A 26326-nucleotide genomic window follows, 5' to 3' on the forward strand; every position below is an offset into this window, starting at 1 on the left:
AATAACAGGAATACCCCCTCATGGGCATTCCTGTTTAAAGCTAATTATTTTATTATTGTTTTTTAGCCCACCACAATGGGGTCAGCACTGCATCGGCACCGCCCAATGCAGCTATAGCCTGATTGTAACCATTGGTATTGGTATTCGCCAGCTTGGAAGGGTATCTTAACCGCTGAGGGAAGAACTTCACATTGCTGGTCATATAATTTGATGGTGTTAATGCAGGTAAGTTTGGCAGTACCGCTTCGATAGCAGGGTTCTCAAAGAAAGGTAAGCCCAATCTTCTCTGGTCGCTCCATGCTTCCAGTGGCAACCATGGTGTTTGGGCAATAAACTTCTGTGTAATGATCTTGGTCAAATGGTCATTTTTAACGGTTCCATTTTTGTAAAGGTCATTTTTCGGATACAATACCTGGGCAGTTCCGGCAGCATTTGTATAACCATTTATAAAATTCATGGCATGACTTGCAGGAGGTTCAGTGGTATGGTCCCAGCTTACAGAAGTACCTGTTCTGCTAAAATCAGTCGATGATTTATACGCATTCAAATAGGCTGTTACCCCCCAGTATTCAAAACTTGAAGCAATACCTGCCTCGTAAGCTGCTTTTCCTGTCATTGGCACCGTCCAGTTACGCTCAGCGGCTTCAGCAATCAGGAAATAAGATTCCCATGCTGCAAAGAAAATACGTTTGCTTTTGCTGGCCCTGAACTGATTGGACAACCGTGGCATGGTACCTTCGTAGGCCCTCAATTGATTTTTAGTTCCTTTTGCCTGCCAATCGCCCGTATTCGATGCATTCCAGTTGAATTTAGCATCAATCGTTTTTACCGTGCCACCTGCTGCATCCAATAAGTTTCTCACTGTATTTTTTGCATCTGTAGTCCAGCTTGGATAAGTATTGAAATTAGGATCTGTAAAATCCCCGGGAATGATAAAGGTCTTATAAGCCCGTGGGTCGATGCTGTAAGGCAATCCATCAAACCAGTAACCAGCAGATGGATTGTTGGTCATAGAGGTAAAATGATCGTCCAGTTTCAAACCTATGTAATCAGCCGGTTTAATATACGATTGATAAGCAGCCCCTAACTGATCTGCCGATTTTACACCACCCAGGCCTAAGTAAAGGTTATTTAAGGTAGCAGAAATAAACTGTGGGTTCCATTCACGGCTCATTACACCGGTAAGTGAATTCCATCCGTCTTTTTCCTGAACCTGGAAGGTTTCATCAGTTGCTTTGATAAAATTACCAGCAGCTACAGCATCCTCAAATTCAGACTTTGCTTTTACAGCATCAACTTCGGACAGCCTCATTGCCAGGCGCATGCGCAGGGAATTGGCATATTTTTTCCACTTGGCGTAGCTATAACCGTAAGCAGGATCAAGAGCTACTATACTTGCATCTACAGCAGCAGCCTCATCAATATTGGCAACCGCATCTTTCAGTTCAGCCAACGCAAAATAATAGATGGTTTTTACATCCGAAAAATCCGGATTGGTGCCTTGGAAAGAATTTACCGGGACTGGCCCGAAATTGTCAGACATCTCTGTCATCAAATATGCCCGCCATATCCTGGCAATCTGCATTAAATTTTTAGTATACACTTTATTGGTACCTTTAGCGATTTGCTCATTTCCAATCTGAATACCAGTGTTGGCTGCATTCAGCCAGCCAGATACCTGATCGTAGTAAGCAACCGTCCAGTCATCATTGTAAGAACCGGAAGAAATCCCCCCATTGCTGTGCTGATGCCCGGCCGTTTTCCAGTACAGCACAAACGATCTTTCTGCTACATCCGGGTTCATTTGTGCATCAATAATAGATTTATTGATAAAGTATTCTACCTGAACCTGGTCTGCACTGGCTGCAGTGGGGTTCACATTCAACTCCTCAAATTTTTTGCATGAGGCCAGCAGCAAAGCTGTAGCGACAAACATGCCTGATTTTTTTAATATTGTTTTCATCAACGTATATTTTTATAAGAGGAAACCCTCTATATGTTCATTCTTTAGAAGCCCAGTGTTAAATTAAACAAAAACGTACGGCTTGTTGGGGCACTGCCATTCTCAAAACCATTCGCAGTGGTATTTGTGCTGTAAACCGATTCTGGGTCAATTCCATTCATATCCCCTGAAATCAACCAAACGTTATTGCAGGACAGACCTACCTTAGCCCTTTGGATCGGGGTTTTGCTTAAGAATTTAAGCGGCAGGTCGTAGCTCAGCTGAACGTTTCTTAAACGTACATTGGTGGCATCATAAATATTGGCTTCACCAATACCCACGTTTCCGTAACCTGCAAGCCATGTATAATAACGCTCAGGCGTAACCTCTTTGGTATTTTCTGTATAGCCACCCGATCCATTTGCGATAACCCCAGGTACCACCATGTTGTTCCTTACACCACCAGGTGCAGTGATGGCAGCTGTACCATTAGATTGCATAAAGAAATTGGTCGAAGAAAAAATCTGACCGCCAATACGTGCATCAACCAGGAAAGAAAGACCAAAACCTTTGTAGTTAAAACTGTTGGTTACACCTAACAGACCTGTTGCTTGCTGGTTTCCAATACGTACCCCTTGCTCTCCCCTTGTTGGCAAACCATCTGCAGTTAACAGCAATTGTCCGTAATATGGACTGCTCTGATCGGTAACACGAGTGAATTTACTGCCATAAATCTCTCCGAATTTCTGCCCGGTTATGGCATTGATCCTCACATCGTCATAACCACCCAAAGTATAAAGTTTAACATCATCAGTAATGGATTTGACAGTATTTGTATTTGCCGCCCAGTTTACCAGCATGTTCCAGTTAAAACCATCCTGATTGTTCAGTATCTTGCCATCGAACATAATCTCATAACCTTTATTTTCGAGGTCGCCGGCATTGATCTTACGGAATTTATATCCGCTTAAAGGATCCATCGGCAGATCGATCAATTGGTTGGTGGCGTTAGATTTATACCAGGCAGCATCTATACCTATACGTCCCTGGAAGAAACGCATTTCCATGCCTACTTCAAACGATTTGATCAACTCGTTTTTAACATCAGGATTAAACAATACGTCATTTCGTGAAGCTGTGGTATTGTTATTTGGATCTTTCTCCAGTTTATAAGTATTGTAGATCTGATAAGGCCACATGTCGTTACCTACCTGGGCATAAGAAGCCCTTAATTTTCCATAAGACAACCATGAAGGCAATGTACCGCCGGTTTTGGTAATCATTTCAGAGAAAACGACAGAGGTGGTTACTGAAGGATAGAAATAGGAACGGTTTGCTTTGCTTAAAGCCGATGACCAATCATTTCTAAAGGTTGCATCCAGGAACAGGTAACCGTCCCAGTTTAATTGTCCTGATCCATATACTGAATTGATTTTTTTTCTTTCATCAATTTCAATAGGATTCAACGGATCTTTAGCATTTTTTAAAGAGAAGAAATCCGGCACTACCATCTCACCAGTACTAATTTCGCTTCCCAACCTTCTTTGCGACATGAGGTTACCACCTAAAGTCAAAGCTCCGCCTAATTTTCCAAAAAGGTTATCCTGTTTTGCGGTAAACAACGTACTGAAATTGGTTTCAGAGAAAGAAGACCGGTTAATGCTGTACCGTCCTTTATTGATGATCGGACTTCCATCATACAGTTTTTCTTCGCCATTGGTGGTGTAAATATCAGCTCCTCCTTTAATCTCTGCAGTCAGCCAGCTGTTAAACTTATAACCCAATGACCCATTCATCATAAACCTGTTGCGTTCATCCTGGTTGGTATTGTATAACCTGCTCCAGTACGGGTTTACCATATTACTTGTACCAAACCACAGCATTTTACCCAGATCATTCTTTGCTGCCCTGAAGTCGCGCAGGTCAAGTGACCTTGGCAATAAATAAATGGAACGGAATGCATTGTCATTTCTTGCGCCTCCAACCGGACGGTTTTGCGCGAAAGTGTTGCTATATTGAATTTTGGTATCAGTAGTCCACCTGTCGTCCGCACCAAATTTGGTCACAGCCCTGGCCATTAAATTGTTCCTGGTTAACTTCACCCCCGGAACCATACTTTTTTCGTCTGCCCTGTTATAGGAAGTATACACCGAAATGGCTTTATATTGCTGCTGGAACGAGACACTGTTGTTTAAAGAAACCCCATTACCAAAATAATTACCTATATTATCATATGCGGTCAATGGAACGGCACTTCCATCCCATTTTTTTACAGATTGCCCTTCAATTTTTGGCCCCCAGCTACTTGTCTTAAGCGGCTCATAAATTCCAAGTTCTCCCTGGCCATAGGCATTCTGCATTTCAGGATTGGTTAAAATGCTTTCGATACCCATTGATGAAGATACGGTAATGCCCAATCCTTTCTGCGCCCTTCCGGATTTGGTAGTAATCAGGATTACCCCATTACCTGCCCTTGAGCCATATAATGCGGCAGCGGCAGGGCCTTTTAATACAGACATGCTTTCAATGTCCTCAGCACTAATATCGGCCAGGCCATTTCCCATGTCTAATGAAGGGTTGTTAAAGTCATTATTACTTGCCCCTGTAAAGTTGTCCATAGGCACTCCATCTACTACGATCAGTGCCTGAGGTACATTTTTCGTGTTTAAAGAGTTATTTCCTCTTAAAGTAATTCTCGAAGAACCACCCGGCCCGTTATTTGAACGGGTAATCTGTAGACCAGCTACCTTACCAGAAAGTGCGTTTACGAGGTTCGGTTCTTTTGCGGCGGCAAGGGTTTCACCTTTTACTTCCTGTATGGCATAACCCAGGGCTTTCTTTTCCCTTTTTATACCAAGCGCAGTCACTACAACTTCGTTCAAACTGTTGTCTTCTTCTTCCAGTTCAATATTTACGGCACCAGAAGCACCCACCGTAGCTTCCTGGCTTTTAAAACCGAGGTAACGAAAAACAAGGACATCGCCCTGTTTTGCAGCGATAGCATATCGGCCTGTAGCATCTGTACTGACCCCATTTTTAGTGCCCTTTACCAGCACGCTAACCGCCGGTATCGGCGTGCCTGCTTTGTCCTTTACGGTTCCCGTTATGTTTTTTTGTGCATAGGCGGCAATTGTTAATAAGCTTAACAACAGCACGCTCAGGCACCGGGAGTAAAACTGTTTCATGTTAATTAAAGTTTAGTTAATAATTGGATATTTGGATTTTAGTTATTCAAATGTGCTGTGCTCAATAACCAGACTGGCCGCCGCAAGCAACTCTGCATCTGCCGCCAGTTCTGAGATCACAATAGTTGTTTTATCTGCAATTCTTGGTATGCAAAATTCATTGACTGCCTGCTGTATGGGGGGCAGTAATATTTTCCCGGCAATGGCACCGCGTCCGCTCAACACTATACGCTCCGGGTTCATGATATGAATTAAAGTGGCCAGGCCTTTTCCAATCAGAAAAGCGGCATCAGAAAGAATAGAAACTGCAAGCGGATCATGGTTACGTGCTGCTTCCAGAAAAAGCTCCCCAAGATTCCGCTTATCATCTTTAAACGACTGCGCCATACTTGTTGCCGCGCCCTTTTCTATCTCTGCTTTTGCCTTTTTTGTCATCACCAGCAATGAAGTTTCTACTTCAAGGCATCCACGCTTACCACAAGAGCATAAATTATCTGTATTAGACAGGGGAATATGACTGAACTCACCAGCATAACCACTGCTCCCCCTATACAACTGCCCGTTTACAATCATACCCAAACCTGTTCCCCAGCCTATATTGGCAACCATCACATCGCGTTTACCTGCTGCTGCACCAAATTGCATCTCGGCAAGTGCAATTAAACTGGAGTCGTTGTCCATAAATACAGGCAGTCCCAGTTTTTTACCCAGGTATTTTCCAAGATGAGACCCATCTTTGGTTTTTAAATGAGAATGATCGGTACCGTTTTCCACATCTATAAAACCCGGAATACCAATACCTACCCCCAAAAGCTTATCCGGATCAATTCCCGAAGCCTTAATGTTACGGTCAATAAAAGAGATCAGATCATCTACAGCACCATTATCGGCAGGAATGCTCAACTCAAGTGTACTTACGGGCGAGACAAAGTTTCGGGCCAGGTCATAAATCACCATGCGTGTGGTAAACTGGTCCATAGCTACTGCTACGAGATATTTCTGCATATCAGGGTTCAGTAAAAATAAAGACGCCCTGCGCCCGCCGGTTGAAGGCGCCAGTCCCTGCTCTTTGACATACCCTTCTGCAACAAGGCTGTTGACAACCTTGGTAACCAATGGAAGACTTTTACGTGTGAGCTTACTTAATTCAGTAAGCGACAAGGGGTTTTTATAATAAAGCTGCTTAACAATATCCCCCCTTAAAGCCTGGCCCTTTTCTATTAACATAGTTTATTCTGGTTAGTATCTAAGAACAAACTTAATAAATAATTGAAATACTTCATAAATCTTTTTAAATTATTTATTAAGTTGATACATGTTTATAAAACAAAATAAAACATAGGCACAAAAAAAAGCGCCATAGGGCGCTTCAATACCAATTTAACTTATTAAAAAATTCACAATCTGGTTACAGCCAACTCCCGGCTATTTCCTTTTACAGAGCGGATTTTCCCCCGCAAGGATTCCACATCGAATTTATTATAGTAAGTGATTTTAACCGGTCCTACAGATTTTACGGTTCCTTTGATTTCATGGATATCAAAAGCATTGTTGTATTTAATACTGATATTGCCAACAGACTTCAGGGTACCAGCTTTCTCATGAATGTCAAAAGCATTGTTATAGCTGATCTTTTCATCCCCTATAGATTTCAGCTTACCCTTACCATCATGAATATCAAACCTGTCGTAGTAATTGAAGAGAACACCCTCTACCGATTTTATCTTCCCCTCCTTGTCCCAGTCAGTGCTGCCATAATAAGTCACCTTCAAATTACCGATCATTTCAATACCGGAAGCGCTGTGGTCCTCAAAGTCGCCCCAGTCTGAAGAACCATTGTAACCACGGGATTTCAGGAAGGCAATATTCCCATTCGTATCCATACCTATCACAAATTTCGGGTAGGTAAGCACCGTGTGCTGTATACCCGTTTTGTAGTCGGCAATAACGAAATTAGCCTTTAACAGTTTTTGCGCTTTACCCCCTAGCGTAAGGACCAACATTAAGCTGGCCATCAACAAGATTTTTGTTTTCATAAGTGTGTATGTGTTTTATTGCAGTCCTAACACTGCACAGGCAATGTAGGCAAAGTATTTTTTTTTCTTATCATAGATCAATAATTTACCATTAGCAAGTTTGTCTATTTGCATCCAACAAATAGAATAGAAAACATATGAAAAAATTATTATTAGCGGCAGCAGTTTTAAGTACTGCTCTTTTTGCCTTTAAATCTGCAGCGCCAACAACATGGTCGGCAGACACTTCACATTCCAAACTTGGTTTTGTGGTTACCCACCTGATGATTACCGATGTAGAAGGATCATTTAAAAACTTCCAGTCCACCATCACTTCTTCAAAGCCAGATTTTTCTGATGCTGTAGTAGAATTGACTGCAGATGTGAACTCGGTAAACACAGATAATGAAAAAAGAGACGAGCATTTAAAAGGTGCTGATTTCTTTGATGCTGCCAAATATCCTAAACTGACTTTCAAAAGCACCTCAGTAAAAAAAGTTTCAGGTAACAAATATAAAGTAAGCGGTAACTTAAATTTCCATGGTGTAACCAAACCGGTGGTTCTGGATGCTACTTTAAGAGGTGTTACCACCAATCCAATGTCTAAAAAACCTACTGCAGGTTTTAAAGTTAGCGGCACTATAAAAAGAGCTGATTTTGGTTTTGGAACCAAATACGGCAACGCCATGCTAAGTGATGAAGTAACTTTAAATGCAAATACAGAGTTTGTACAAAACTAAAAGATAACGAGATATACCAATTAAAGCGGCAGGGTACTCATATATCCTGCCGCTTTATTTTTTCAAGGCAACTCATCTACAGTATAAATCTTAGCGGAAGATTTCCTACTTTCGCTAATTATGCAGACATCCAAGAAAGCCGCAATCAGCTTCATTTTTATCACATTACTGATCGATGTAATGGGGTGGGGCCTAATTATTCCAGTAATGGCAGATCTTATTGCCCAGCTTAAAGGTATCCCCATTAACCAGGCCAGTACGTATGGCGCTTTTTTGCTTTCTGTTTTTGCCATTACCCAATTCCTGTTTGCCCCGGTAATCGGAAACCTGAGTGATAAATTTGGCCGCCGGCCGGTGCTATTGCTTTCCCTGCTCGGTTTTGGTGTAGATTATATTATCCTAGCACTGGCACCAACCTATGCCTGGCTGTTTTTAGGCCGGATTATTGCCGGTATCACAGGGGCCAGTTTTACTACTGCTACAGCCTATATTGCCGATGTAAGTACCGATGAAACTTCGAAAGCCAAAAACTTTGGCTTAATTGGTGCAGCGTTTGGACTTGGCTTTGTACTTGGCCCTGCGCTCGGGGCTCTTCTTGCAACCTGGGGGATACGCGCTCCTTTTTATGCAGCGGCAGTGCTTTGCCTGGTTAACTGTTTGTATGGTTACTTCTTTTTGCCCGAATCCTTAAGTAAGGAAAACCGCAGGGAGTTTGACTGGAAAAGGGCAAATCCATTTGGCTCTTTAAGATTTTTAACCAGAAATTCCAAGATCGGGCAACTTGCATTTGGTTTTTTTCTGATCTATCTGGGCAGTCAGGCCGTTCAGGGAAACTGGAACTTCTTCACCATCTACCGCTTCAACTGGAGTGAAAAAATGGTAGGTATTTCCCTTGCCGTAGTTGGTGTGTTGGTCGGTGCTGTTCAGGGTGGATTAACACGCATCATTGTGCCTAAAATAGGGAATGAAAAAAGTATTTACATTGGTCTGGGATTATATACCCTGGGACTGGTTCTGTTCGGGTTTGCGACGCAGGGCTGGATGATGTTTGCCTTTCTAATCCCCTATTGTTTGGGCGGGATCTGCGGACCATCCTTGCAATCGGTCATATCCGGGCATGCGCCTGCAAACCAACAGGGAGAGTTGCAGGGCGCACTAACCGGACTGATGAGCCTTACTGCCATTATCGGACCGCTCATTATGAACGGTACTTTTGCTTATTTTACCTCAAGCAAAGCACCTTTTTATTTTCCAGGAATACATTTTTTAATTGGTGCTGCATGCATGTTACTTAGTATATATATGATATATAGAGTGCTCAGCCGCGAGCGCAAAGAACTGTCGGTTCCTGAAGCCAGTCAATAGCTTCCGGCTACTTTTTCTGTTTACTGAGCAGCATATCTATAGTCCGCGCAATTCGCTGAACCCGCGTTTCATCTTGTGTTGCCTGCCCTATCCAGTCTAAAAATGCCTTTCTTTCGGCTTCGGTATAGCTCATGAAGGTTTGATGCGCTTCTGGTTCATCTTGTAGGCACAACAACAAATCTTCAGGGGTAGCTATTGAAATTTTCTGCCCTTCGGCATACAATACAATCCGTACATGGTCGCCCTCCTGTTTACCGGTTTTTTTCCTGATCTCTGCTTTTATAGGTAGAAATAAGCTCCCATCCTTTATAGGTATCAGGTTGTAGGCTTTCAGTTCATATTCATCTATAGTACCACTCACCCTAACCGTTCCCCATTTACCTTTATGATCTGAACTCACGCCGGGAAGCCTTACGTAAGACCAGCCACCTTTGCCCGGTATTTTTTCGATTAAGAAAGTTCCTTCAATCAGCAGTTCCATGCAGTTTAATGATATTGATTCAGCTTATTTTAGGATAAAATTAAGCAAAATTATCTGCGATGTATTGCCTGGCCTCGTCTTGTGTTAAAACTGCAAAATCCTTGTAACGGTCGTGTACATTAATAATTTCTTCAAGCGCATCTTCAACCAGCTGTCTGTTTTCCCATAATTTAAGGTTTGCAATTACGGTCTCTATGCATCCTTTTTTATAAGCAATTTGTCCAATTACGTGCACCAGTGTATTCCTTACCCTTGCAGTTTTATCATGCTGCAATTCTTGTAACATGGGTAAAATATCCTGCGGGTATTTGCGTCCTCTGAGTTCTATTCCATGACAGATCTCCCTGCGGATCTCTTTGTCTTCATGGTGCAGATATAATCTTGCCCATTGCAATACCGGAACAGGATTTACTTCTCCCATTTTCTTGATAGAGCCAATTACTGCATTCCTTGGCGAATGATGTTCATCAAACAGCCCCCTATCAAAGAAATGCCGCACACAGTCAAAATCGGCTTTGCCAATCTCGCCCGCGGCATTGATCACCGTTTGCCTGATTTTGAAATCCTCATCTGGGAATAACCGTTCCAGGAGGTTTATTATTTTAGGTCTCAAATCTGCATTGGCCTGGTATATTTTACCTATGGCCAGATAGGCCGACTTCCTGATATAGGTATCCTCATCGGCAAAGTACCGGGTTGTTTGTTTAAAAATCCCCGTCCCCAGTTCAGTCAGGATGTTTTGGTGAATACCGGCTACAACCTGTACACGTTCCTCTTTATTTAGATTGTAAAATCCCATACGCAATATTAGCACTTATTGCACTAACTTTACAGCTTCACCTCTAAAGTGATGATCAATAAATAAATTCGCAATAACAAATCACTATGACGCAATCGCATAAAGATTTTACAAGCATAAGCCCCTCAGCGAAATCACTATTGCTGATGAAAAGCTATACCAATATTCCTTTTGCAAAGGACACCGGTGCGCTGATGCAGGGCCCTGAGGCCTTTGGGCTCAATTTTGACGATAAGGATTTCTGGTTTTGGATACGTGTAATGCATTTTGAAAACCGTTACTGGAGCATTGATCAATTGCTCAGTCAAACCAGCAGCAAAAATATTCTTGAATTATCTTCCGGATACTCCTTGCGTTGCCTCGACCTCTGCCTTAAGCATGCCAATATTCACTGTATAGATACAGACCTTATAGAGGTAGTGACAACAAAACAGAACCTGATTGCTACGCTGGGCGCAGACAGGGGTATAAAAGGTAAATTTGAGTTATTGCCGCTCAACACCATGGATGAACAGGAATTTCACAAGGTTGTTTCGCGATTTGATGATGGGGAACTGACTATAATAAATGAAGGACTGTTGATGTACCTGAACCATGATGAAAAAAAGCAGCTTTGTGAGACAATACATGCCATTTTAAAACAAAAGGGTGGTTGCTGGATCACTGCGGATGTATATGTAAAACGTAGTCCTGAAATGCAGGCTAACTTGCCTCAAAGCCGAAAAGAAGCTGCTTTTTTTGAGCAACACCATATTGAAGACAATAAATTTGACAGTTATGAAGCTGCGCAGGCTTTTTTTAGTGATCAGGGATTTGAACTGGTGCAGGAAGCTATCCCCGACTATAAAGCATTAAGCGTAATGCCATATCTGATTAAAGCACTGCCAGAGCACCTACGAAACAGCAAAGAACCGCCACCAAAAATACAGGCAACATGGATGCTAAAAATCAAAGCAACTTAACACGCAAAGGATAAAATTGTAGATATATGCAAGTACTGGATTTAAAGTATGAGGAATTGGATTTGGTATCGGACCTACAACCTGAGGGCTGGAACGATATTAAACCGAGTTTTAGTTTTTACCTGCAATCGTCCTTTTGTTTTCCAATTAAAGTGATGATTGACGATAGGATTGTTGGTTTGGGGGCTGCAATTATCCACAACGACGTAGCCTGGTTTGGCCACATTATAGTCCATGCTGATCAAAGGGGGAAGGGAATAGGGAAATGTATAACACAATCCCTAATTGATATTGCAAAACAACATACATGTGAAACCGTTTATTTGATTGCTACTCAGCTTGGGGCGCCGGTATATGAAAGGCTGGGATTTATTCATGACACAGAATACCTGTTTTTTAAAGACCTGAATTTTGATGAAAAAGAATTGATTTCAGCTCATATCATACCTTATGAACAGGATTTTAAAACGCAAATTTCAACGATTGATAAAATAGCCAGCGGAGAGAACAGAATGATGCACCTTGAAGCCGCGCTTGAAAGCGGATTTGTATATATGGATAACGATAAGATTGAGGGTTTCTATTTACCTGCCCTGGGCGAAGGGCTAATTGTCGCAAATAATTCTTCAGCCGGGCTTGAGCTTTTAAAATTGCATTTGAGTTCAAATGAAAAGGCAGCCTTTCCGGCAGATAATTTATTTGCCAGAGATTTTTTGTACGGCAAAGGTTTTAAGGAGTATTATACTGAAAAACACATGAGACTGGGAAACATCAGACCTATCCAACTAGGGAACATTTACAACAGAATTGGAGGAAACACCGGGTAATTAAAAGTTTTAACGTCCTATAAAACTCTGAAAATTATATATTTGCAGAGGAGAACACACAGTCATGGGGCAATATCATTCATATGAAGATCAGGAGTTAGTCCAGTTTATGCAAAATGGCGACGAACGTGTGTTGGCGGAAATTTACAATCGATACTGGGACAAAATGCTTGCTGTAGCGTTCAATCGCTTAGGCAATCAGGAAGAAGCCGAAGAATGTGTTCAGGATGTGTTGTACAAATTCTGGAAATTACGTACCGATTTTTCACTGACAAAAGTCGATCTGTCAAATTATCTGGCCCGTGCCATACGAAACCAATCCTTCAATATTTTAGACCGGCGCTATCGGGAGCGTATAAAATCTGAAAACTATGCTCCTGTAAAAGACATTAATCTTCTATCGCCCGAACGGCAGCTGATGATACGTGAATTGCAGGAGCAGATCGACAACTCCATAAACGCACTTCCCCCTCAGTGCCAGATCATTTTTAAACTTAGCCGTCAGGAAGGCCTTTCCAATAAAGAAATAGCCGAAAAATTAAATTTGTCAGAAAACACGGTCAAATCGCATATCAAAAAAGCAAACCGGGACATACAGGGAGATATAGAATTGCTGACCACATTGATCTCATTTTATATTTTTTTTAAAAATTAATTACCCCAACTCACCCCTCGCCCATGTTTTTCTGTCTATACAAGTAGAATGGACATAGCATATTTAGTTTTTAAATTTAACAACGGCAGTATTACGCCAGAAGAACTGCAGATTTTACTGGATTGGTACAATAGTCATGACGACCAGAAAGTTACTATTCTGTCAAAAGAAGATGAATCTCTTGAAGCAGTAAAAGCACGCATGCTAGCCACTTTACTGGCAAAAGTAAATCACAGCAGGGATCAAAAACCAGTAAAGATTATGTCTAAAACCCGCTGGATCGCAGCCGCAGCAGCAGTAATTGTCATTACATTTAGCACCTGGCTGGTATTGAACCACAAAACACAGACTAAAACCTCTGCTCCATTACAGACAGGCATAATAAGGCCTGGAGGAAATAAAGCAACGCTTACACTTTCCAATGGCCAGACCATCCAATTAAAAGACTCCCAGGCAGGTATTGTAGCCGGAGATAAAATTACCTATACAGATGGCAGCCTTGTAGAAAACACGGCTTCAGCCCAACCTGCCGATGCTGATAAGCTATTGTCGTTACATACCCCACGCGGTGGTACCTACAAAATCATATTGCCTGATGGTACTCAGGTTTGGCTCAATGCTCAGACTACCATAAAGTACCCGCTGCATTTCAGCACTGCAAAACGTGTTGTTGAACTGGAAGGTGAGGCTTTTTTCCAAGTAAAATCCATATACAAGCCAGATGGCGGGAAACTCCCCTTCAAAGTCATCAGCAAACACCAGGAAGTGGAAGTACTGGGTACGCAATTTAACATCACGGCCTACCCTGAGCAGGCAACTGGTAAGACAACGCTTGTTGAAGGAAAAGTTGAAGTTAGCGATCAGCAACGACATGTTGTCCTCAAACCAAATGAGCAGGCCATTACCCTTAACGGAAAAACTACAGTAATACCGGTAAATCCGGCAAATTATACCGCCTGGCGCGACGGCAAGTTCAGCTTCGACGGGAAGACATTTGAAGAGACCATGGATGAAATCGGCCGCTGGTACGACCTGGATATTGTATATGCCGGAAAAATGCCAAAAGAACAAGAACTTACCGGCGATGCCTACCGCAATCAAAACATCAGGTTTTTATTGCGATTATTAGGTACGGCTGAAGTTGATTATAACCTCGATGTAAACCATCGAAGACTAACCATAAAAGGGAAAAAGAACAGAATCTAACACATAAAACAGCAAGCATATGAGATGATACAGACCTAAAAAAGAGCACCTGAGATCAGAGAAGGGAAAGGACCGTCATCCTTCCCCTAAGGCCTGATCAGTGCAGCCTACCCAAACGTTTAAGCAGCCATTTGCACCAACTAAACCAACGTAAAATTAATGAATTTATATTACTTTATACGAGTGATGAAAATCATCATGTTCCTACTTATAGCCGGATTAACCACCGTAAGCGCTTCCAGCTATTCACAACAAATTACACTTAAAGGGAAAAACATCCCCTTTTTGTCTGTAATCGAAGCCATCAGAAAACAAAGCGGTTACACTGTCTTTGGCACGAAAAAGGTCATAGAAGCAGCCAGCCCGGTTACCATCGATGTCAGAAATATGCCATTGTCAGCATTTTTGAAAAAGATCACAGATAATCAGCCCCTAACCTATCTTATTGAAGACAAGACCATATCGATATCCGCTTCTACGCGCCCCGAGCCTGAGAAACCGGTCTCCAATGCGCAGCAGCAAACACTAAGCGGAGTCATCCGGCATGCTGAGACAAAAATACCCCTTGAAGGTGCAACCGTTAAATTAAAAGGCAGCAGCTTAAGCAGTGCTACCAATGCGAAAGGCCAATATCGGATCATTATCCCTGTTTCTAATCAGAAACAGACACTGGTATTTAGCTATGTGGGAATGAAACCACAGGAAATTGCCTACCAGAAACAGGAAATACTGAATATAGAACTCGAACCTGGAGACGAATCTATGAATGAGGTTGTAGTTACCGGCATTTTCCAAAGGGAACGTCAGGCATTCACCGGATCTTCGGCCAGGTTTACTGCCAAAGACCTGCAGATTGTCGGTAACCAGAATATTTTGCAGAGCCTTAAAACGCTGGATCCTTCGTTTGCCATTATAGACAACAATCTGTTCGGATCAGATCCGAACCGTATGCCAGATATCGAGATCAGGGGAAAAAGCAGCGTAATCGGACTTACAGATGAATTTAGTACCAACCCTAACCAACCGCTGTTTATCCTGGATGGTTTTGAGAGTACCCTGGCCATCATCAGCGACCTGAGCATGGACAGGGTAGAAAGCATCACCTTGTTAAAAGATGCTTCTGCAACGGCCATTTATGGCTCCAAGGCCGCCAATGGTGTAGTCGTGGTGGAAACTAAACGCCCAACTGCGGGGCAGCTGCGCATCAACTACAGTATGAACGGAACTGTTGGCTTTGCTGACCTAACCGATTATAACCTCATGAATGCGGAAGAAAAGCTGCAGTTTGAGCTATTGTCTGGCTTTTATGGATTGCTCAATGCCGATGGTCAGATTATCCCGGGTTCAAACCTGCAAAGTGAGGCCAATTATTATAACCGCTTAAAAGAGGTTCGGCGTGGTGTAAATACCTATTGGCCCAATGAGCCGCTGCGCACTGCTTTTACACAAAGACATACCTTATTTGCCGAGGGCGGCGATGCTAACCTGCGCTATAGCACATCTTTTAACTATGGCAATACACAAGGCGTAATGAAAGGATCTGACAGGCAAGCTACCAATGGGAATATACGCCTGCTCTACAGAAAAGGTAAATTTTCAGTAAACAATTCATTGAGCATAGACAACGTTCGAGCCAATAAGGAAACTTCATCTTTCTCCGGTTTTTCAAGGGCCAATCCGTACTATCGTAAGTATGATGAACAGGGCAATGTGCGGAAAGTGCTGGAAGACTTTAAGGCTTATGGCAATTCAACCCTACCCCCGATATACAGTCCTTTGTACGATCAGAGCAACCTGAATACCAATGTAGAGGAATCACAGGGATTTACCAATAACCTCGAAATGGAATGGCGTATCAGTGAAGCACTACGCGCACGTGGGCGTTTTGGGCTTCGTAATTTCACTACACACGATGAGGTTTTCCGCTCGCCTTTCAATGTCGAATTTGAAGGAACAGACGTACTTCAAAAAGGGCGTTATAATGAGGCGAACGGCAAGAACATCAATTACGATGGCGACTTCAGCTTAACCTTTGGAAAGCTACTGGCCGGCAGGCACATGGTAAATGCCGTTGCGGGTGTGCGTATGGAGCAGGCCACAAGAGCGCGCAGCGGCTTCCAGGTGCGTGGCTTTCTTGACGACGAATTTGCCAACCCGAGTTTTGCATTACAATATCCAGAAGGCAAGCGTGCCGATTACCAGGAATCTAAACGAAGGGGTGCCAGCTTCTTCACCAATATGGGCTATGCTTTCGACCAACGTTACCTTATTGATGCCACATTACGTTCCGACGGTTCTTCGGTATATGGTTCTGACAAACATTTTTCGGTCATTTGGTCGCTGGGTTTAGGTTGGAATATCCATAATGAGACTCTGATCAAGGAAGGCTTTAAATGGATAGACCAGCTGCGGTTGCGCGGATCAATAGGCAACCCCGGCAATCAGAATTTTGACGATTACATTTCCATGCGCATTTACCGTTACAACAATGAAAACCGAAACCCATTTGGGGCCAGTACCATCATCAGCAACATGGGCAACAGCAACCTGAAATGGCAAACTACACTCGACCGAAACATTGGCCTTGACCTCAGCACGCTCAACAACCGCCTGCGGTTCACTGCCGATTATTTCGTTAAGGATACAGATCCTTTGCTGGTATTTGTAACTCTTCCTTCCTCTACCGGTGTTACCCAGGTGGCCCAAAATATCGGCGGGCAGGTTACCCGTGGTTTTACCATAACTACAGATTACAGCCTGATCAAAAAAGATCAGTTCAACTGGCGGGTAAACCTCAACATGCGTCAGCTCAAGGCAGAATACCGTAAAATGGGCAATCAACTGAACAGCTTTAACCAGGCCAACAGGAGCCGTAACCTGGTAAGGTATTACGACGGCGGAAGCCCTTCGGACTTATGGACCGTGCGTTCGGTGGGTATAGACCCGGCTACCGGAAGGGAAATCTTTTTAAACAAGAACGGCGAGCAAACCTTTGTGTACAATTTCCAGGATGAGGTGATTGTAGGCAACAGTGACCCTGACCTGGAAGGAGTAGTGGGGACAAACTTCTTCTATAAAGGTTTTACCGCGTCCATTAACCTGAGGTACCGCATCGGGGGCCAGGCCTTTTTACAGACGCTTTATGAGAAAGTAGAAAATATTTCTACAACAGGTGTTGCTTTAAACCAGGACCGCCGGGCCCTTTATGACCGCTGGAAACAACCTGGAGATAACGCCCGGTTTAAAGCCATATCACGCACGGAGGCCACACCGATATCTTCACGTTTCGTGGCTGACAACAATATGCTGGTAGGCGAAGCCTTCTCTATAGGTTACGAAAACTCAACTGCTCCCTGGCTAAAGCACATTCGTGCCTCATCCATAACCTTCAGAGCCTATATGAACGATATTTTTTACATCTCTACGATCAAGAATGAGCGGGGCATAGACTATCCTTTTGCAAGGTCGGTATCTTTCTCTGCAGCAGTTCGATTTTAACATTAATACGGAAAAACATGAAAATGATAAATAAAATATACATCTGCTTCTTTTTAAGTCTGTTTTCCTTTTCCTGCAGCAAATGGATAGATGTAAAACCTACTGACCGCCTGGATGAAGACCAGCTTTTTGCCAATAAAGAAGGTTATCTGAAGGCTTTGAATGGTGTATATATAGAAATGACACATAAAGACCTTTATGGCGAAAACATGGCTACCGGTGCAATAGATGTGCTTGCACAGTATTATTACCTCAATAACTCTGTCCATTCGTTTTATAACCTGACTACTTTTGTTTATGGTGATGCCAATGTAAAAACCACTTTCGACAACACCTGGCGCAAAGCCTACGAGCTTATTGCCAATTGCAATGTTATTCTGGACAAATGTGGAGACGCGCCAGGCGAGAAACTACCTGAGCCATACTATGGCATCATTAAAGGCGAAGCACTTGCCTTGCGCGCTATGCTGCATTTGGACATGCTCCGTCTGTTCGGGCCCATTTATACAGATGCCAGCAAAACTAAGCCCGCTATACCTTATGTAGATAAAGTTGGGTACCAGGTTTCACCGCTGCTGAGTTCTGAACAGGTAATGCAACGGATAGTTACAGATCTCAAAACTGCATTGGCATCGCTGGAAAATACCGACCCTGTGCGAACGGAAGGTGTAAGAAACGGTGCCAACCCGGCAGGGCCTAACGACCTGTACTACCGCCAGTACCGCTTAAATTACTATGCGGCCAAAGCGCTACTGGCCCGAGCCTATCTTTGGCAGGCTAACAAGGCCGAGGCATTGGTGCAGGCGGAAGAATTGCTGAACGAAGTACAAAGCCCTAGTAGGAATGTATTTCCGTACGTTACTTTTGCCAGTGCCACAAGTGCAGATAAGCCAGACCGCATGTTCTCAACAGAAGTGATGTTCGGTTTGTGGGACATCAGGCGCATTGAAATGTACGACAGGCTTTTCAATGTGAACCTAAACGAAAATACCAAGCTATCATTTAGCGCGGGAGATGTGAACACAACCCGTATCAGTTCGGTATATGACGATGACAACGATTATCGCCGCAGGATATGGCAAAGTGCTTCATCAGGTACCATCACTGCAACCACCAACATGAAATATGCAGATGTAGTAGATGGACCTGGCCGGTATATGATTCCGCTGATACGCCTATCGGAGGTATTATTAATTGCCGCAGAATGTCACCCTGACCTAACAACTGCGACTGCTTATTTTAATAAGTTAAGGACTGCACGCAACTGTGTAAGCCGTAACGCTGCAACTGCGGCCGAATTAAAATTACGTATCGGCGAAGAATCCAGACGCGAGATGCTTGGCGAAGGCCAGCAGTTCTTTTTTTACAAGAGAAACAGCTATCAGTCGGTTCCGAACCATGCTACACCATCCATCAACCCTGAAAAAACAATGGTGCTTAACAACTATACCGTTCCGCTTCCTGACAGCGAAACTTCACAAAGAAACTAACCCGATAAGAAGATGAAAAAAATACTAGTTTACATCCTGCTATTCCAGCTGGCCATGGTATTTGCAGGCTGCGAAAAGGAAATTATGCCCTATAAGGGAAAAGAAGGTGTGTACTTCTCCGTTCGCAACGGCAACAAATACCTGGAAAGTTTATGGCCCTATGTGCCTTTCAGCAGTGTAGAGTTTGTGCGTATCGGTAAGGATCTGGTCGAATTTCCGGTGATGGTTACGATTACCGGACCGGTAAAAGATTACGCCCGCAGCTTCCGCATAGAAGTGAACCCCGATTCTACTACGGCCATCGCCGGCGAGCATTATGAACCTTTACAAGCGGATTGGACGATCCCGGTGGGTGCAATAAGCACAAATATCAAGGTACGTCTGAAACGTACACCAGATCTGGAAGACAAACCTGTAACCCTGGGCTTGCGTCTGGTAGCAACCAAAGACTTTGAACTGTCATTCCCTGAATGGGACGCCATTCCAACTTTAACATCAGGTACTGTTGTACCAGAATTTGATGCCAGCCTGCACACCTTAAGGATAAACGACATCATGGTGCAGCCCGCAATCTGGCGGGGATCCCTTCAGCCAGGCAATAAGGAGTCAGGATTATTTGGTGTCTTTACCCGAAGAAAAATGGAATTCCTGATCGAAAACCTGGGATTAAAGTACGAAGACTTTGAAAGTGAAGAGTCTATGCCCCTGGCCCGTTCTATATTGGTTGGCGCTGACGCCTCTGCAATTTTGATCAAACGTTTCAATGAAAAAAAGCCAGTACTGGAAGAAGACGGCAGGCTGATGTTTATCGGTTCTGTACCATGGACATCCATTATTGGTGTACCCTATGTTCCTTAACCATTACTTAATTCAGAAAATCAAATGAAACGATCATTAAACTATATCATCAGTCTGCTTTCCATTATTGCAGTAAGCTCCTGCAGTAAGGATCTGGGCAACTATGAATACAATACAATAAATGAGCTCAATATAAAAGGTGTAAAAGGTGACTATATTGTAAAAACAGGCATAGATACACTGCGCATTAAGCCAGATATTGCTACCAGTCTTGACCAGGCAGATGCAAACCGTTACACCTACTTCTGGGTTCTAAAAACAGGCACACTCAGCTTCGATACCATTGGCCGGAAAAAAGACCTGGAATATGCGGTAAGGGTAAATCCTGCCACATACGACCTCTTTTACCGGGTGCGTGACAAGCAAACAGGTGTTACCTGGACAGCCAACACCAAAGTTACCGTAAGTACAGGCTTTTCACGGGGTCTGCTGATTATGGGCGAAGATGAGCAGGGGTATGCAGAGGCCGAGATGCTTTCGATGATCACAGACACCGTCTATATACCCCATATTCTGTCTACTAGCGGGCTTCCACGCTTGCGGGAGCCGATAAGCCTACTGCATACCGGGGGTAACAATAACGAAATGAAACTCTGGGCATTCACAAAAACGGGTTCCTATTATCTTGACCGTGCCACCATGACCGGCACCGTAACCAACAATTTCAGCAGGCTGCTGTACATATCCGAGCCCATTAACCCTGAAACATTGCAGCCCATTGCACTGGCCCCCCAAATCCGTACAGCGGCAGGTGCCGTGGGCAGTACTTTTTACCGCGCCATGCTTACTGTAGGTGGAGATGTTTTTGCTGCCTCGCCTTTTTTAACCGGGGGAGATTTTTTCAACAACCCGGTGAACAGGGTTGCACCAAACCTGGAAACCCGGTTGCCCGCGGCCCCATACCTGCTCTATCCAATTGGCAGCATGAGTTCATTTATGTGGTATGACACGCAAAATCAGCGTTTCCTCATGTTTACCAATTTTGCAGGAAATGTTTCCAGCGTGCTTACAGATGCGCCTAATGCCATCTTCCCCTGGAACCAGCCGGCCGGACGAAGCCTGGTATATGCAGAAAACACACGTAATACCGATGGCGGATCAACCCAGGGCAATTCTTTTGCCATCATGAAGGATGCTGACAATACACACCATATTTATAAATTCTATGCAAACGGTACAAACCCTGCCAAAAGAAATTATTACATGATGAAACCCATGGCTACAGATTTTGCCAAAGCAGATCATTATGCTTTTTCGTCTAACCGTACCGTGGTCTTCTACTCGGTAGGCAATAAGCTTTATGCCTACGATTACAATCCGGGCAACGAAAAGAGCTATACCATTAACAATATAGGTAACGATGTAATCACGATGATTAAGTTTGACACACAGATAGACCACTTGACCAACAGCCTGTATGTCGCAACCTACAACAGCACTACCAAAGGCACGCTACGCCGTTTCAGGTTAGGCTCAGACCCCAATACAGTTGACCTGCTTCCACAAGAAAACAGCACCTGGAGCGGATTGGTAAAGATAAAAGACATCAACTGGCGTGCAGTTAACTAATGAAAAACACAAAAAATTTAAAAAAATGAACAAAAAACAAATAACAACCATCCTGGCACTGTTGCTCCTGCCCTTTTCCGTATTCTCGCAATCCGGGAACTTTAGTCTCCAGGGAAAAGTAAATAGCAAACTGAATGGCAAATTCATCAAACTTTATTACGAGGACGCAAAAACTAAAAAAACAGATAGTACAGCTATAAAAAACGGAACCTTCAAATTAACGGGCCAGGTAAGTGCGCCAACTGTAGGAAAGCTAAGCCTGGGTAATGAAGACGAGGGCGACGGAATAGACCTGTTCCTGTCTGAGGGAATAATCCGTATTTCGGCCAAAGATTCTATCCATTATGCCAGTATCAGCGGTACAAAACTGACCGAAGAGCACGAACTGCTGGCTAAAAAGCTGAGGCCAGCCGACGACAAAGTTTTCGGTGGTTTCAGGGCCTTCAAAAAAATGCCCGAAGGGGAAGCCAAGAAAGGCTTTATGAGTAAAATTCTGGCAGGTATTGATGCATACCATTTGTACAAGCGGGAAACGATTCACCAGTTTGCTATTGAACATCCGGCTTCCTATGTATCGCTTTATTATTTAGATAAAAATGCACCAGGCAGTCTTATCAACTACGAAACCACTTATCCTTACTACTCAAAATTAAGCCCCGAACTCAAAAGTACCCCGCTAGGGAAACAATTGGGAGAAAGGCTTATGGCTGTTAAAGGTAAGCTGACAGGGCAACCCTATATAGATTTTGTTTCAACTACCCCCGAAGGAAAGCAACTGACCCTGCAAGAGGTAATCAGCAAAAACAAGTATACCCTGGTAGATTTCTGGGCCAGCTGGTGCGGCCCCTGCCGCAAAGAAAACCCGCATGTGGTTAAAACCTTTAATACTTTTAAAGACAAAGGCTTTACGGTACTGAGCGTATCCCTTGATGATAAAGCAGACAAATGGAAAGAGGCAATTGAAAAAGATGGGATGCCATGGTACCATGTTTCCAGCCTTAAAGGCTGGAAAGAGCCTGCTGCCGAATTATACGGCATCAGGGCCATTCCACAAAATATACTGGTGGACAATAAGGGGAAAATTGTAGCTACCAATCTCAGGGCAGAAACACTTTTTAACAAGATTAGCGAACTTACACGTTGATGCACACCCAATAGTTTCAGCAACAAAAAGCCTTAGATTTCTCTAAGGCTTTTTGTTTATTGGCAAGAAACCTGAAGGCAGAAAATCAGATCTTCTTTTTTAACTCCTGTATTTTCGTCTTGTACCCTTCTACTGTATAATCAAAAACACAGCCTTTATAGCGCTCATCTTTGAGTTCTTCCTGACCTTTAACAAGGGCTTGTTCCATTGCTGCAATAGCACTTTTAAAGTCAGCAATTTTAATGTAACCGTCCGCTACTTTATCAACGATCAGGGAGTTTGTGTTAGCTTCGCCATTTGAGGATATACTTCTGCATGCCGTACCTACCCATCCTACTTTATCAATAAAATGTTGCCAATTATTGTTTTGCCACAATTAATAAAAAAGTGATTTACTATTTTTTTATTAAAGAAGAGGTAAGTAGACTAGCTTACTTACCTCTAAAATTTACTTAGTTTCCAACAGGAACGCAATACCCCCAGTCATCCCCATCTAAATCATCGACACAAGTTAAATTAGGGCAGCATCCTGCGTTGGGACCTAAAAAACATTCCTCGTTTAAATCTAAACAATAATCAATGGAACCTCCAACAATTACTTTCTGTTCAGCTCTACTTAGGGTTACACCCCCAGCATTCTCTTTTAACTTTTTCATAACTAAATTTAAAGATTATCAAATACCCTTGATAATTTTAAGACACCAAAGGATAATGTCTTTAAATGCACTATACTCAATGTCAGTACAAAAAATAGCGATAAGATGTAAATTATGAATTATAATTGACTTTTCAAGACGCCAAAAAAATTCCATAACAAAATGAAAATTAACTTGTTAACCAAAATTTAATTCATTTACTTCAATTTAATTCATCTATTAACACTTAAACCAAAGAAAAATGACAAAACAAAAATCTAATTCTGCTCAATTGATTGGTAGAAAATTGAGCAGAGAAGAGTTAAGTAAAATTAGCGGGGGAAATGACCAAACTTGCGGTTGGTTTAATGACATTTTCCTTCTCCAGCCCGTAGGTGAGCAAGGAAAATGTTGTCGTGATCTTACATGTATTCCCGAAGGAAACCCAGAACAAGAAGTTTGTGCATGAGATAACTTAACAGCGGGCTTATCGTAGTAAAATAAGCTCGCTAAACTTTAGACTTTTTAGACATATAATTTCACACCGAGCACAGTAATTTTTAACTTTTGGTCATTAAACGTATGATTGCGAACCAAACGGTTTAGATAGGCCGAAAACTGCTCAACTTCCGGCAACTTTTTCCGTTTCTCCCAGACTTTCAAAAAACTTTCCTGAACAATATCTATAGCCAATTGCTCGGAATGTGTCAGGCTACGGGCAAAAGTGTCCGCATTATCCTGACGGTTGCGAAAATGCTATTCCTTTATTTTTAAGTTTAATGTTTACCTTAAATGCGTAACTTAACATAGGTTACAAATAATTAAGATGAAAAAAATGACAATATTTGTTTTGATACTAACAGCTGTCGCAATGGCATTGATTGCGGGGTTGTTCTATGCTTACAGCTGTTCGGTAAATCCAGGTTTGGGAAAATTATCAGATGAAGTATATATACTTGCCATGCAATCCATTAACAGGGCAATTCTAAATCCGGTATTCTTTGCCAGCTTTATGGGCACCTTACTGCTCTTGCCCCTCAGTACATGGCTGCTATATAGATCAGGTGGTGCATCAACTGTTTTTTATTTTTTATTTGCAGCAACTATTATTTATGCTGTTGGCACATTTGGCGTTACCATGGTAAAAAATGTACCCCTGAACGAAGCCCTTGATAAGTTTAATGTGAGATCTGCCAGTCTTGAAGAAATAGCAAAACAACGCCAGCTGTTTCAAATCCCATGGAATAATTTCAACAATATCCGCACAATAGCAAGCATTGTGTCCTTGGTTCTGGTGATTATCGCCTGTATTAATGTATCCACCGGTCAAAATCAGAATGGTTGAGCGATTTCCAATCCGCCGACCGATGCGCTTAACTGTACCAGTCTGTTGGCTACTTCCTGTGGTTATTTGAATGTTTTTATCTTTTCTGCCAGCATTACCAGCACGGGCTGCCTTGCAATCAGGTTAAAACTCCAGATATCGTCTGTAATAAAAACATGGTTGCCATCAAAACTATAAATATAGTCCCCTCCTTCAATTCCAATGATCCAGTCTTCTTTTTTTAGCTCGGGATAACTGCGCAGAACCTGCCAGCAATACGCTCTGATTTCTTCTTCGCTGAAATCATCCAGCATCGGCAAAATGCTATTTTCATCACGCAATCCATACACCGATAACATTTCATCAATCTTATTTTTCATAGGCGTATCAGCATTAGTTCTTTGGAATCTATTGGCCATTCAAAATTTAGACCATACCTTAACGAAGGTAGAAATTTTGTACGGCAGCTGATCTTACATCTTCAGAATTTCAGAAATAATCTGGGCATACCATCTTGACAGGTAATCATTAGGATGGTTCACATTGTTGCCAGTCATATCCTGATAAGTTTTATGTTTCAATAGCTCTTGATGAGTTCCGGTTAGATCTGCCAATACTACGCCCTTTCTTGTTAGTTTTTGTAATTCGGCTTTATACAAAGATTGAATTTTGCTCTGTGTCGCGTACGGATTTGCCAGCATTGGAGAAATAAGAATGAATTCTGCCTTTGGATTTTCAGCGAGCACGGCTTTCATAATTCCCGAAACCTGAGCCCGGTAAACTTTAGGCTGTACTCCAAAGGTACCATCATTCATTCCAAAACCTATGATGACCAAGTCAGGATTTTCTGGTAAAACTGCCGTTGCTACATTTTCTAAACCCCATCCAGCCAATTTTCCACCAACAGACTGGTTGCTATAGCCAATCTTTCCCGCGTATGTTTCTCGCAAGTTGTAAATAATAAGCTCTGGCCAGGAAGGCATAAAAGGTGACTGATTCTGAAATCCACTGGAATTTGCGCCAGTTTCAATGCTATTTCCATAAAAAACAATTTTAAGGTCCTCCTTATTGTTTAGCTTTTGCAAGGTGTACTTTAGTGACTGTCCTGAAAATTCAGGTATTGGCCCCAGCCATTTTTTAGACCGATCTGGCAAATAGGTGATTGAAATTTGCATAGACCTGAAATAAGTCCCTTCATTAAAAAGAACAAACTCTCCTTTCCTTTTACCCTCCATAGACCAATCTTTCTTCAATATTTTGAATACCAGGTCTTCCTGCCTGATAAATGGAATATTAGAGTGATTTGTCAGTTTAATCCTTCCATTTTCATAGATCCAGTCCTTATCTTCCAGAAAGGTTTTTGATAAGTCTGCAGATCTTACAGATAATATCTTTCTAGCCTTAAAGAGAAGCGGCCCGCTAGCGATATCTCCATCCTTTATGATCTGTACAATTTCGTCGGTAATTGTATCAGTCTTCCAGAAAGGGTTCAGATAGGATTTTAAGCTAATATGGTCTTTCCATCTAGCTTCTATAGCCTGGCCATATGTCGTTGAAATACCAAGTGTAGCAAAAAAAAGTACATTTATTATCTTAAAAAAAAGAGGTTTATCCATAACACAATGATTATT

At 42.6% G+C, this 26326-nt stretch carries 23 protein-coding genes and 1 pseudogene; 13 read left to right on the forward strand and 11 right to left on the reverse strand.

Features of this window, described 5'->3' with window-relative positions; translation table 11 throughout:
• Positions 1–52: 52 nt before the first annotated feature.
• The 4 genes from B9A91_RS04860 to B9A91_RS04875 form a co-directional block, all read right to left on the reverse strand.
• Complete coding sequence (locus B9A91_RS04860; protein ID WP_084237269.1) at positions 53–1963, reverse strand: SusD/RagB family nutrient-binding outer membrane lipoprotein; 1911 nt, start codon at positions 1961–1963, stop codon at positions 53–55.
• A gap of 44 nt (positions 1964–2007) precedes the next feature.
• A complete protein-coding gene (locus B9A91_RS04865; RefSeq protein WP_084237270.1) occupies positions 2008–5127 on the reverse strand; it encodes a SusC/RagA family TonB-linked outer membrane protein in 3120 nt (1039 codons plus the stop codon).
• Positions 5128–5169: 42 nt separating this feature from the next.
• Positions 5170–6354 (reverse strand): ROK family protein, encoded by a 1185-nt coding sequence (locus tag B9A91_RS04870; RefSeq protein WP_084237271.1) that lies wholly within the window; start codon positions 6352–6354, stop codon positions 5170–5172.
• A gap of 170 nt (positions 6355–6524) precedes the next feature.
• A complete protein-coding gene (locus B9A91_RS04875) occupies positions 6525–7163 on the reverse strand; it encodes a hypothetical protein (protein WP_084237272.1) in 639 nt (212 codons plus the stop codon).
• 137 nt (positions 7164–7300) lie between these two features.
• Between B9A91_RS04875 and B9A91_RS04880 the strand changes: the two genes are divergently transcribed.
• A complete protein-coding gene (locus B9A91_RS04880) occupies positions 7301–7882 on the forward strand; it encodes a YceI family protein (protein WP_084237273.1) in 582 nt (193 codons plus the stop codon).
• A gap of 120 nt (positions 7883–8002) precedes the next feature.
• Positions 8003–9247 carry a TCR/Tet family MFS transporter gene (locus B9A91_RS04885; RefSeq protein WP_084237274.1) on the forward strand — a complete coding sequence of 415 codons (1245 nt, stop codon included), beginning with the start codon at positions 8003–8005 and terminating at the stop codon, positions 9245–9247.
• A 7-nt stretch (positions 9248–9254) separates the two neighbouring features.
• On the opposite strand, the gene B9A91_RS04890 is transcribed toward B9A91_RS04885, so the two are convergent.
• Both B9A91_RS04890 and B9A91_RS04895 read right to left on the reverse strand, forming a co-directional pair.
• Positions 9255–9728 (reverse strand): YdeI/OmpD-associated family protein, encoded by a 474-nt coding sequence (locus B9A91_RS04890; RefSeq protein WP_084237275.1) that lies wholly within the window; start codon positions 9726–9728, stop codon positions 9255–9257.
• 40 nt (positions 9729–9768) lie between these two features.
• Positions 9769–10527, reverse strand: a complete 759-nt coding sequence (locus B9A91_RS04895) for a HEAT repeat domain-containing protein (protein WP_084237276.1) — start codon at positions 10525–10527, stop codon at positions 9769–9771.
• A gap of 86 nt (positions 10528–10613) precedes the next feature.
• On the opposite strand from B9A91_RS04895, the gene B9A91_RS04900 reads away from it, so the two are divergent.
• From B9A91_RS04900 to B9A91_RS04940, 9 genes are all read left to right on the forward strand, one after another.
• Positions 10614–11489: a class I SAM-dependent methyltransferase gene (locus B9A91_RS04900; RefSeq protein WP_144008857.1), complete on the forward strand. Its 876-nt coding sequence runs from the start codon at positions 10614–10616 to the stop codon at positions 11487–11489.
• A gap of 26 nt (positions 11490–11515) precedes the next feature.
• Positions 11516–12316: a GNAT family N-acetyltransferase gene (locus B9A91_RS04905; protein WP_084237278.1), complete on the forward strand. Its 801-nt coding sequence runs from the start codon at positions 11516–11518 to the stop codon at positions 12314–12316.
• Between the two features lie 64 nt (positions 12317–12380).
• Positions 12381–12971 carry an RNA polymerase sigma factor gene (locus B9A91_RS04910; protein WP_084237279.1) on the forward strand — a complete coding sequence of 197 codons (591 nt, stop codon included), beginning with the start codon at positions 12381–12383 and terminating at the stop codon, positions 12969–12971.
• A 48-nt stretch (positions 12972–13019) separates the two neighbouring features.
• Positions 13020–14177, forward strand: a complete 1158-nt coding sequence (locus B9A91_RS04915; RefSeq protein ID WP_084237280.1) for a FecR family protein — start codon at positions 13020–13022, stop codon at positions 14175–14177.
• A 159-nt stretch (positions 14178–14336) separates the two neighbouring features.
• The gene (locus B9A91_RS04920) at positions 14337–17675 is read left to right on the forward strand and encodes a SusC/RagA family TonB-linked outer membrane protein (protein ID WP_235012460.1); all 3339 of its coding nucleotides are present in this window, start codon (positions 14337–14339) and stop codon (positions 17673–17675) included.
• A 17-nt stretch (positions 17676–17692) separates the two neighbouring features.
• Positions 17693–19165 carry a RagB/SusD family nutrient uptake outer membrane protein gene (locus B9A91_RS04925; RefSeq protein ID WP_084237281.1) on the forward strand — a complete coding sequence of 491 codons (1473 nt, stop codon included), beginning with the start codon at positions 17693–17695 and terminating at the stop codon, positions 19163–19165.
• 12 nt (positions 19166–19177) lie between these two features.
• A complete protein-coding gene (locus B9A91_RS04930; protein WP_084237282.1) occupies positions 19178–20023 on the forward strand; it encodes a DUF4843 domain-containing protein in 846 nt (281 codons plus the stop codon).
• Positions 20024–20047: 24 nt separating this feature from the next.
• The gene (locus B9A91_RS04935) at positions 20048–21592 is read left to right on the forward strand and encodes a PKD-like family lipoprotein (RefSeq protein ID WP_084237283.1); all 1545 of its coding nucleotides are present in this window, start codon (positions 20048–20050) and stop codon (positions 21590–21592) included.
• Positions 21593–21617: 25 nt separating this feature from the next.
• Positions 21618–22736, forward strand: a complete 1119-nt coding sequence (locus B9A91_RS04940; RefSeq protein WP_084237284.1) for a TlpA disulfide reductase family protein — start codon at positions 21618–21620, stop codon at positions 22734–22736.
• Between the two features lie 85 nt (positions 22737–22821).
• Here the strand turns inward: B9A91_RS04940 and B9A91_RS04945 are convergent, their stop codons facing one another.
• Together B9A91_RS04945 and B9A91_RS04950 are read right to left on the reverse strand one after the other, a co-directional pair.
• On the reverse strand, positions 22822–23112 hold the full coding sequence (locus tag B9A91_RS04945) for a hypothetical protein (RefSeq protein ID WP_084237285.1): 291 nt from the start codon (positions 23110–23112) through the stop codon (positions 22822–22824).
• A gap of 76 nt (positions 23113–23188) precedes the next feature.
• Complete coding sequence (locus tag B9A91_RS04950) at positions 23189–23392, reverse strand: hypothetical protein (protein WP_084237286.1); 204 nt, start codon at positions 23390–23392, stop codon at positions 23189–23191.
• A gap of 241 nt (positions 23393–23633) precedes the next feature.
• Here B9A91_RS04950 and B9A91_RS04955 point away from each other — a divergent pair, with 241 nt between their 5' ends.
• Positions 23634–23840 (forward strand): hypothetical protein, encoded by a 207-nt coding sequence (locus tag B9A91_RS04955; protein ID WP_084237287.1) that lies wholly within the window; start codon positions 23634–23636, stop codon positions 23838–23840.
• A gap of 56 nt (positions 23841–23896) precedes the next feature.
• Here B9A91_RS04955 and B9A91_RS04960 read toward each other — a convergent pair.
• A pseudogene (locus B9A91_RS04960) lies at positions 23897–24085 on the reverse strand (sigma factor); the annotation flags it as partial.
• Positions 24086–24206: 121 nt separating this feature from the next.
• Here B9A91_RS04960 and B9A91_RS04965 point away from each other — a divergent pair.
• On the forward strand, positions 24207–24716 hold the full coding sequence (locus B9A91_RS04965) for an anthrone oxygenase family protein (protein WP_084239585.1): 510 nt from the start codon (positions 24207–24209) through the stop codon (positions 24714–24716).
• 62 nt (positions 24717–24778) lie between these two features.
• Here B9A91_RS04965 and B9A91_RS04970 read toward each other — a convergent pair whose 3' ends face one another.
• Both B9A91_RS04970 and B9A91_RS04975 read right to left on the reverse strand, forming a co-directional pair.
• Entirely contained in the window at positions 24779–25075 is a 297-nt protein-coding gene (locus tag B9A91_RS04970; RefSeq protein ID WP_144008859.1) for a hypothetical protein, read from the reverse strand.
• Between the two features lie 93 nt (positions 25076–25168).
• Positions 25169–26311, reverse strand: coding sequence for an SGNH/GDSL hydrolase family protein (locus B9A91_RS04975; RefSeq protein WP_084237290.1), 1143 nt, complete (start codon positions 26309–26311; stop codon positions 25169–25171).
• Positions 26312–26326 lie beyond the last annotated feature (15 nt).

The sequence above is a fragment of the Pedobacter africanus genome (assembly GCF_900176535.1).
GTDB classification, from domain to species: Bacteria; Bacteroidota; Bacteroidia; order Sphingobacteriales; family Sphingobacteriaceae; genus Pedobacter; species Pedobacter africanus.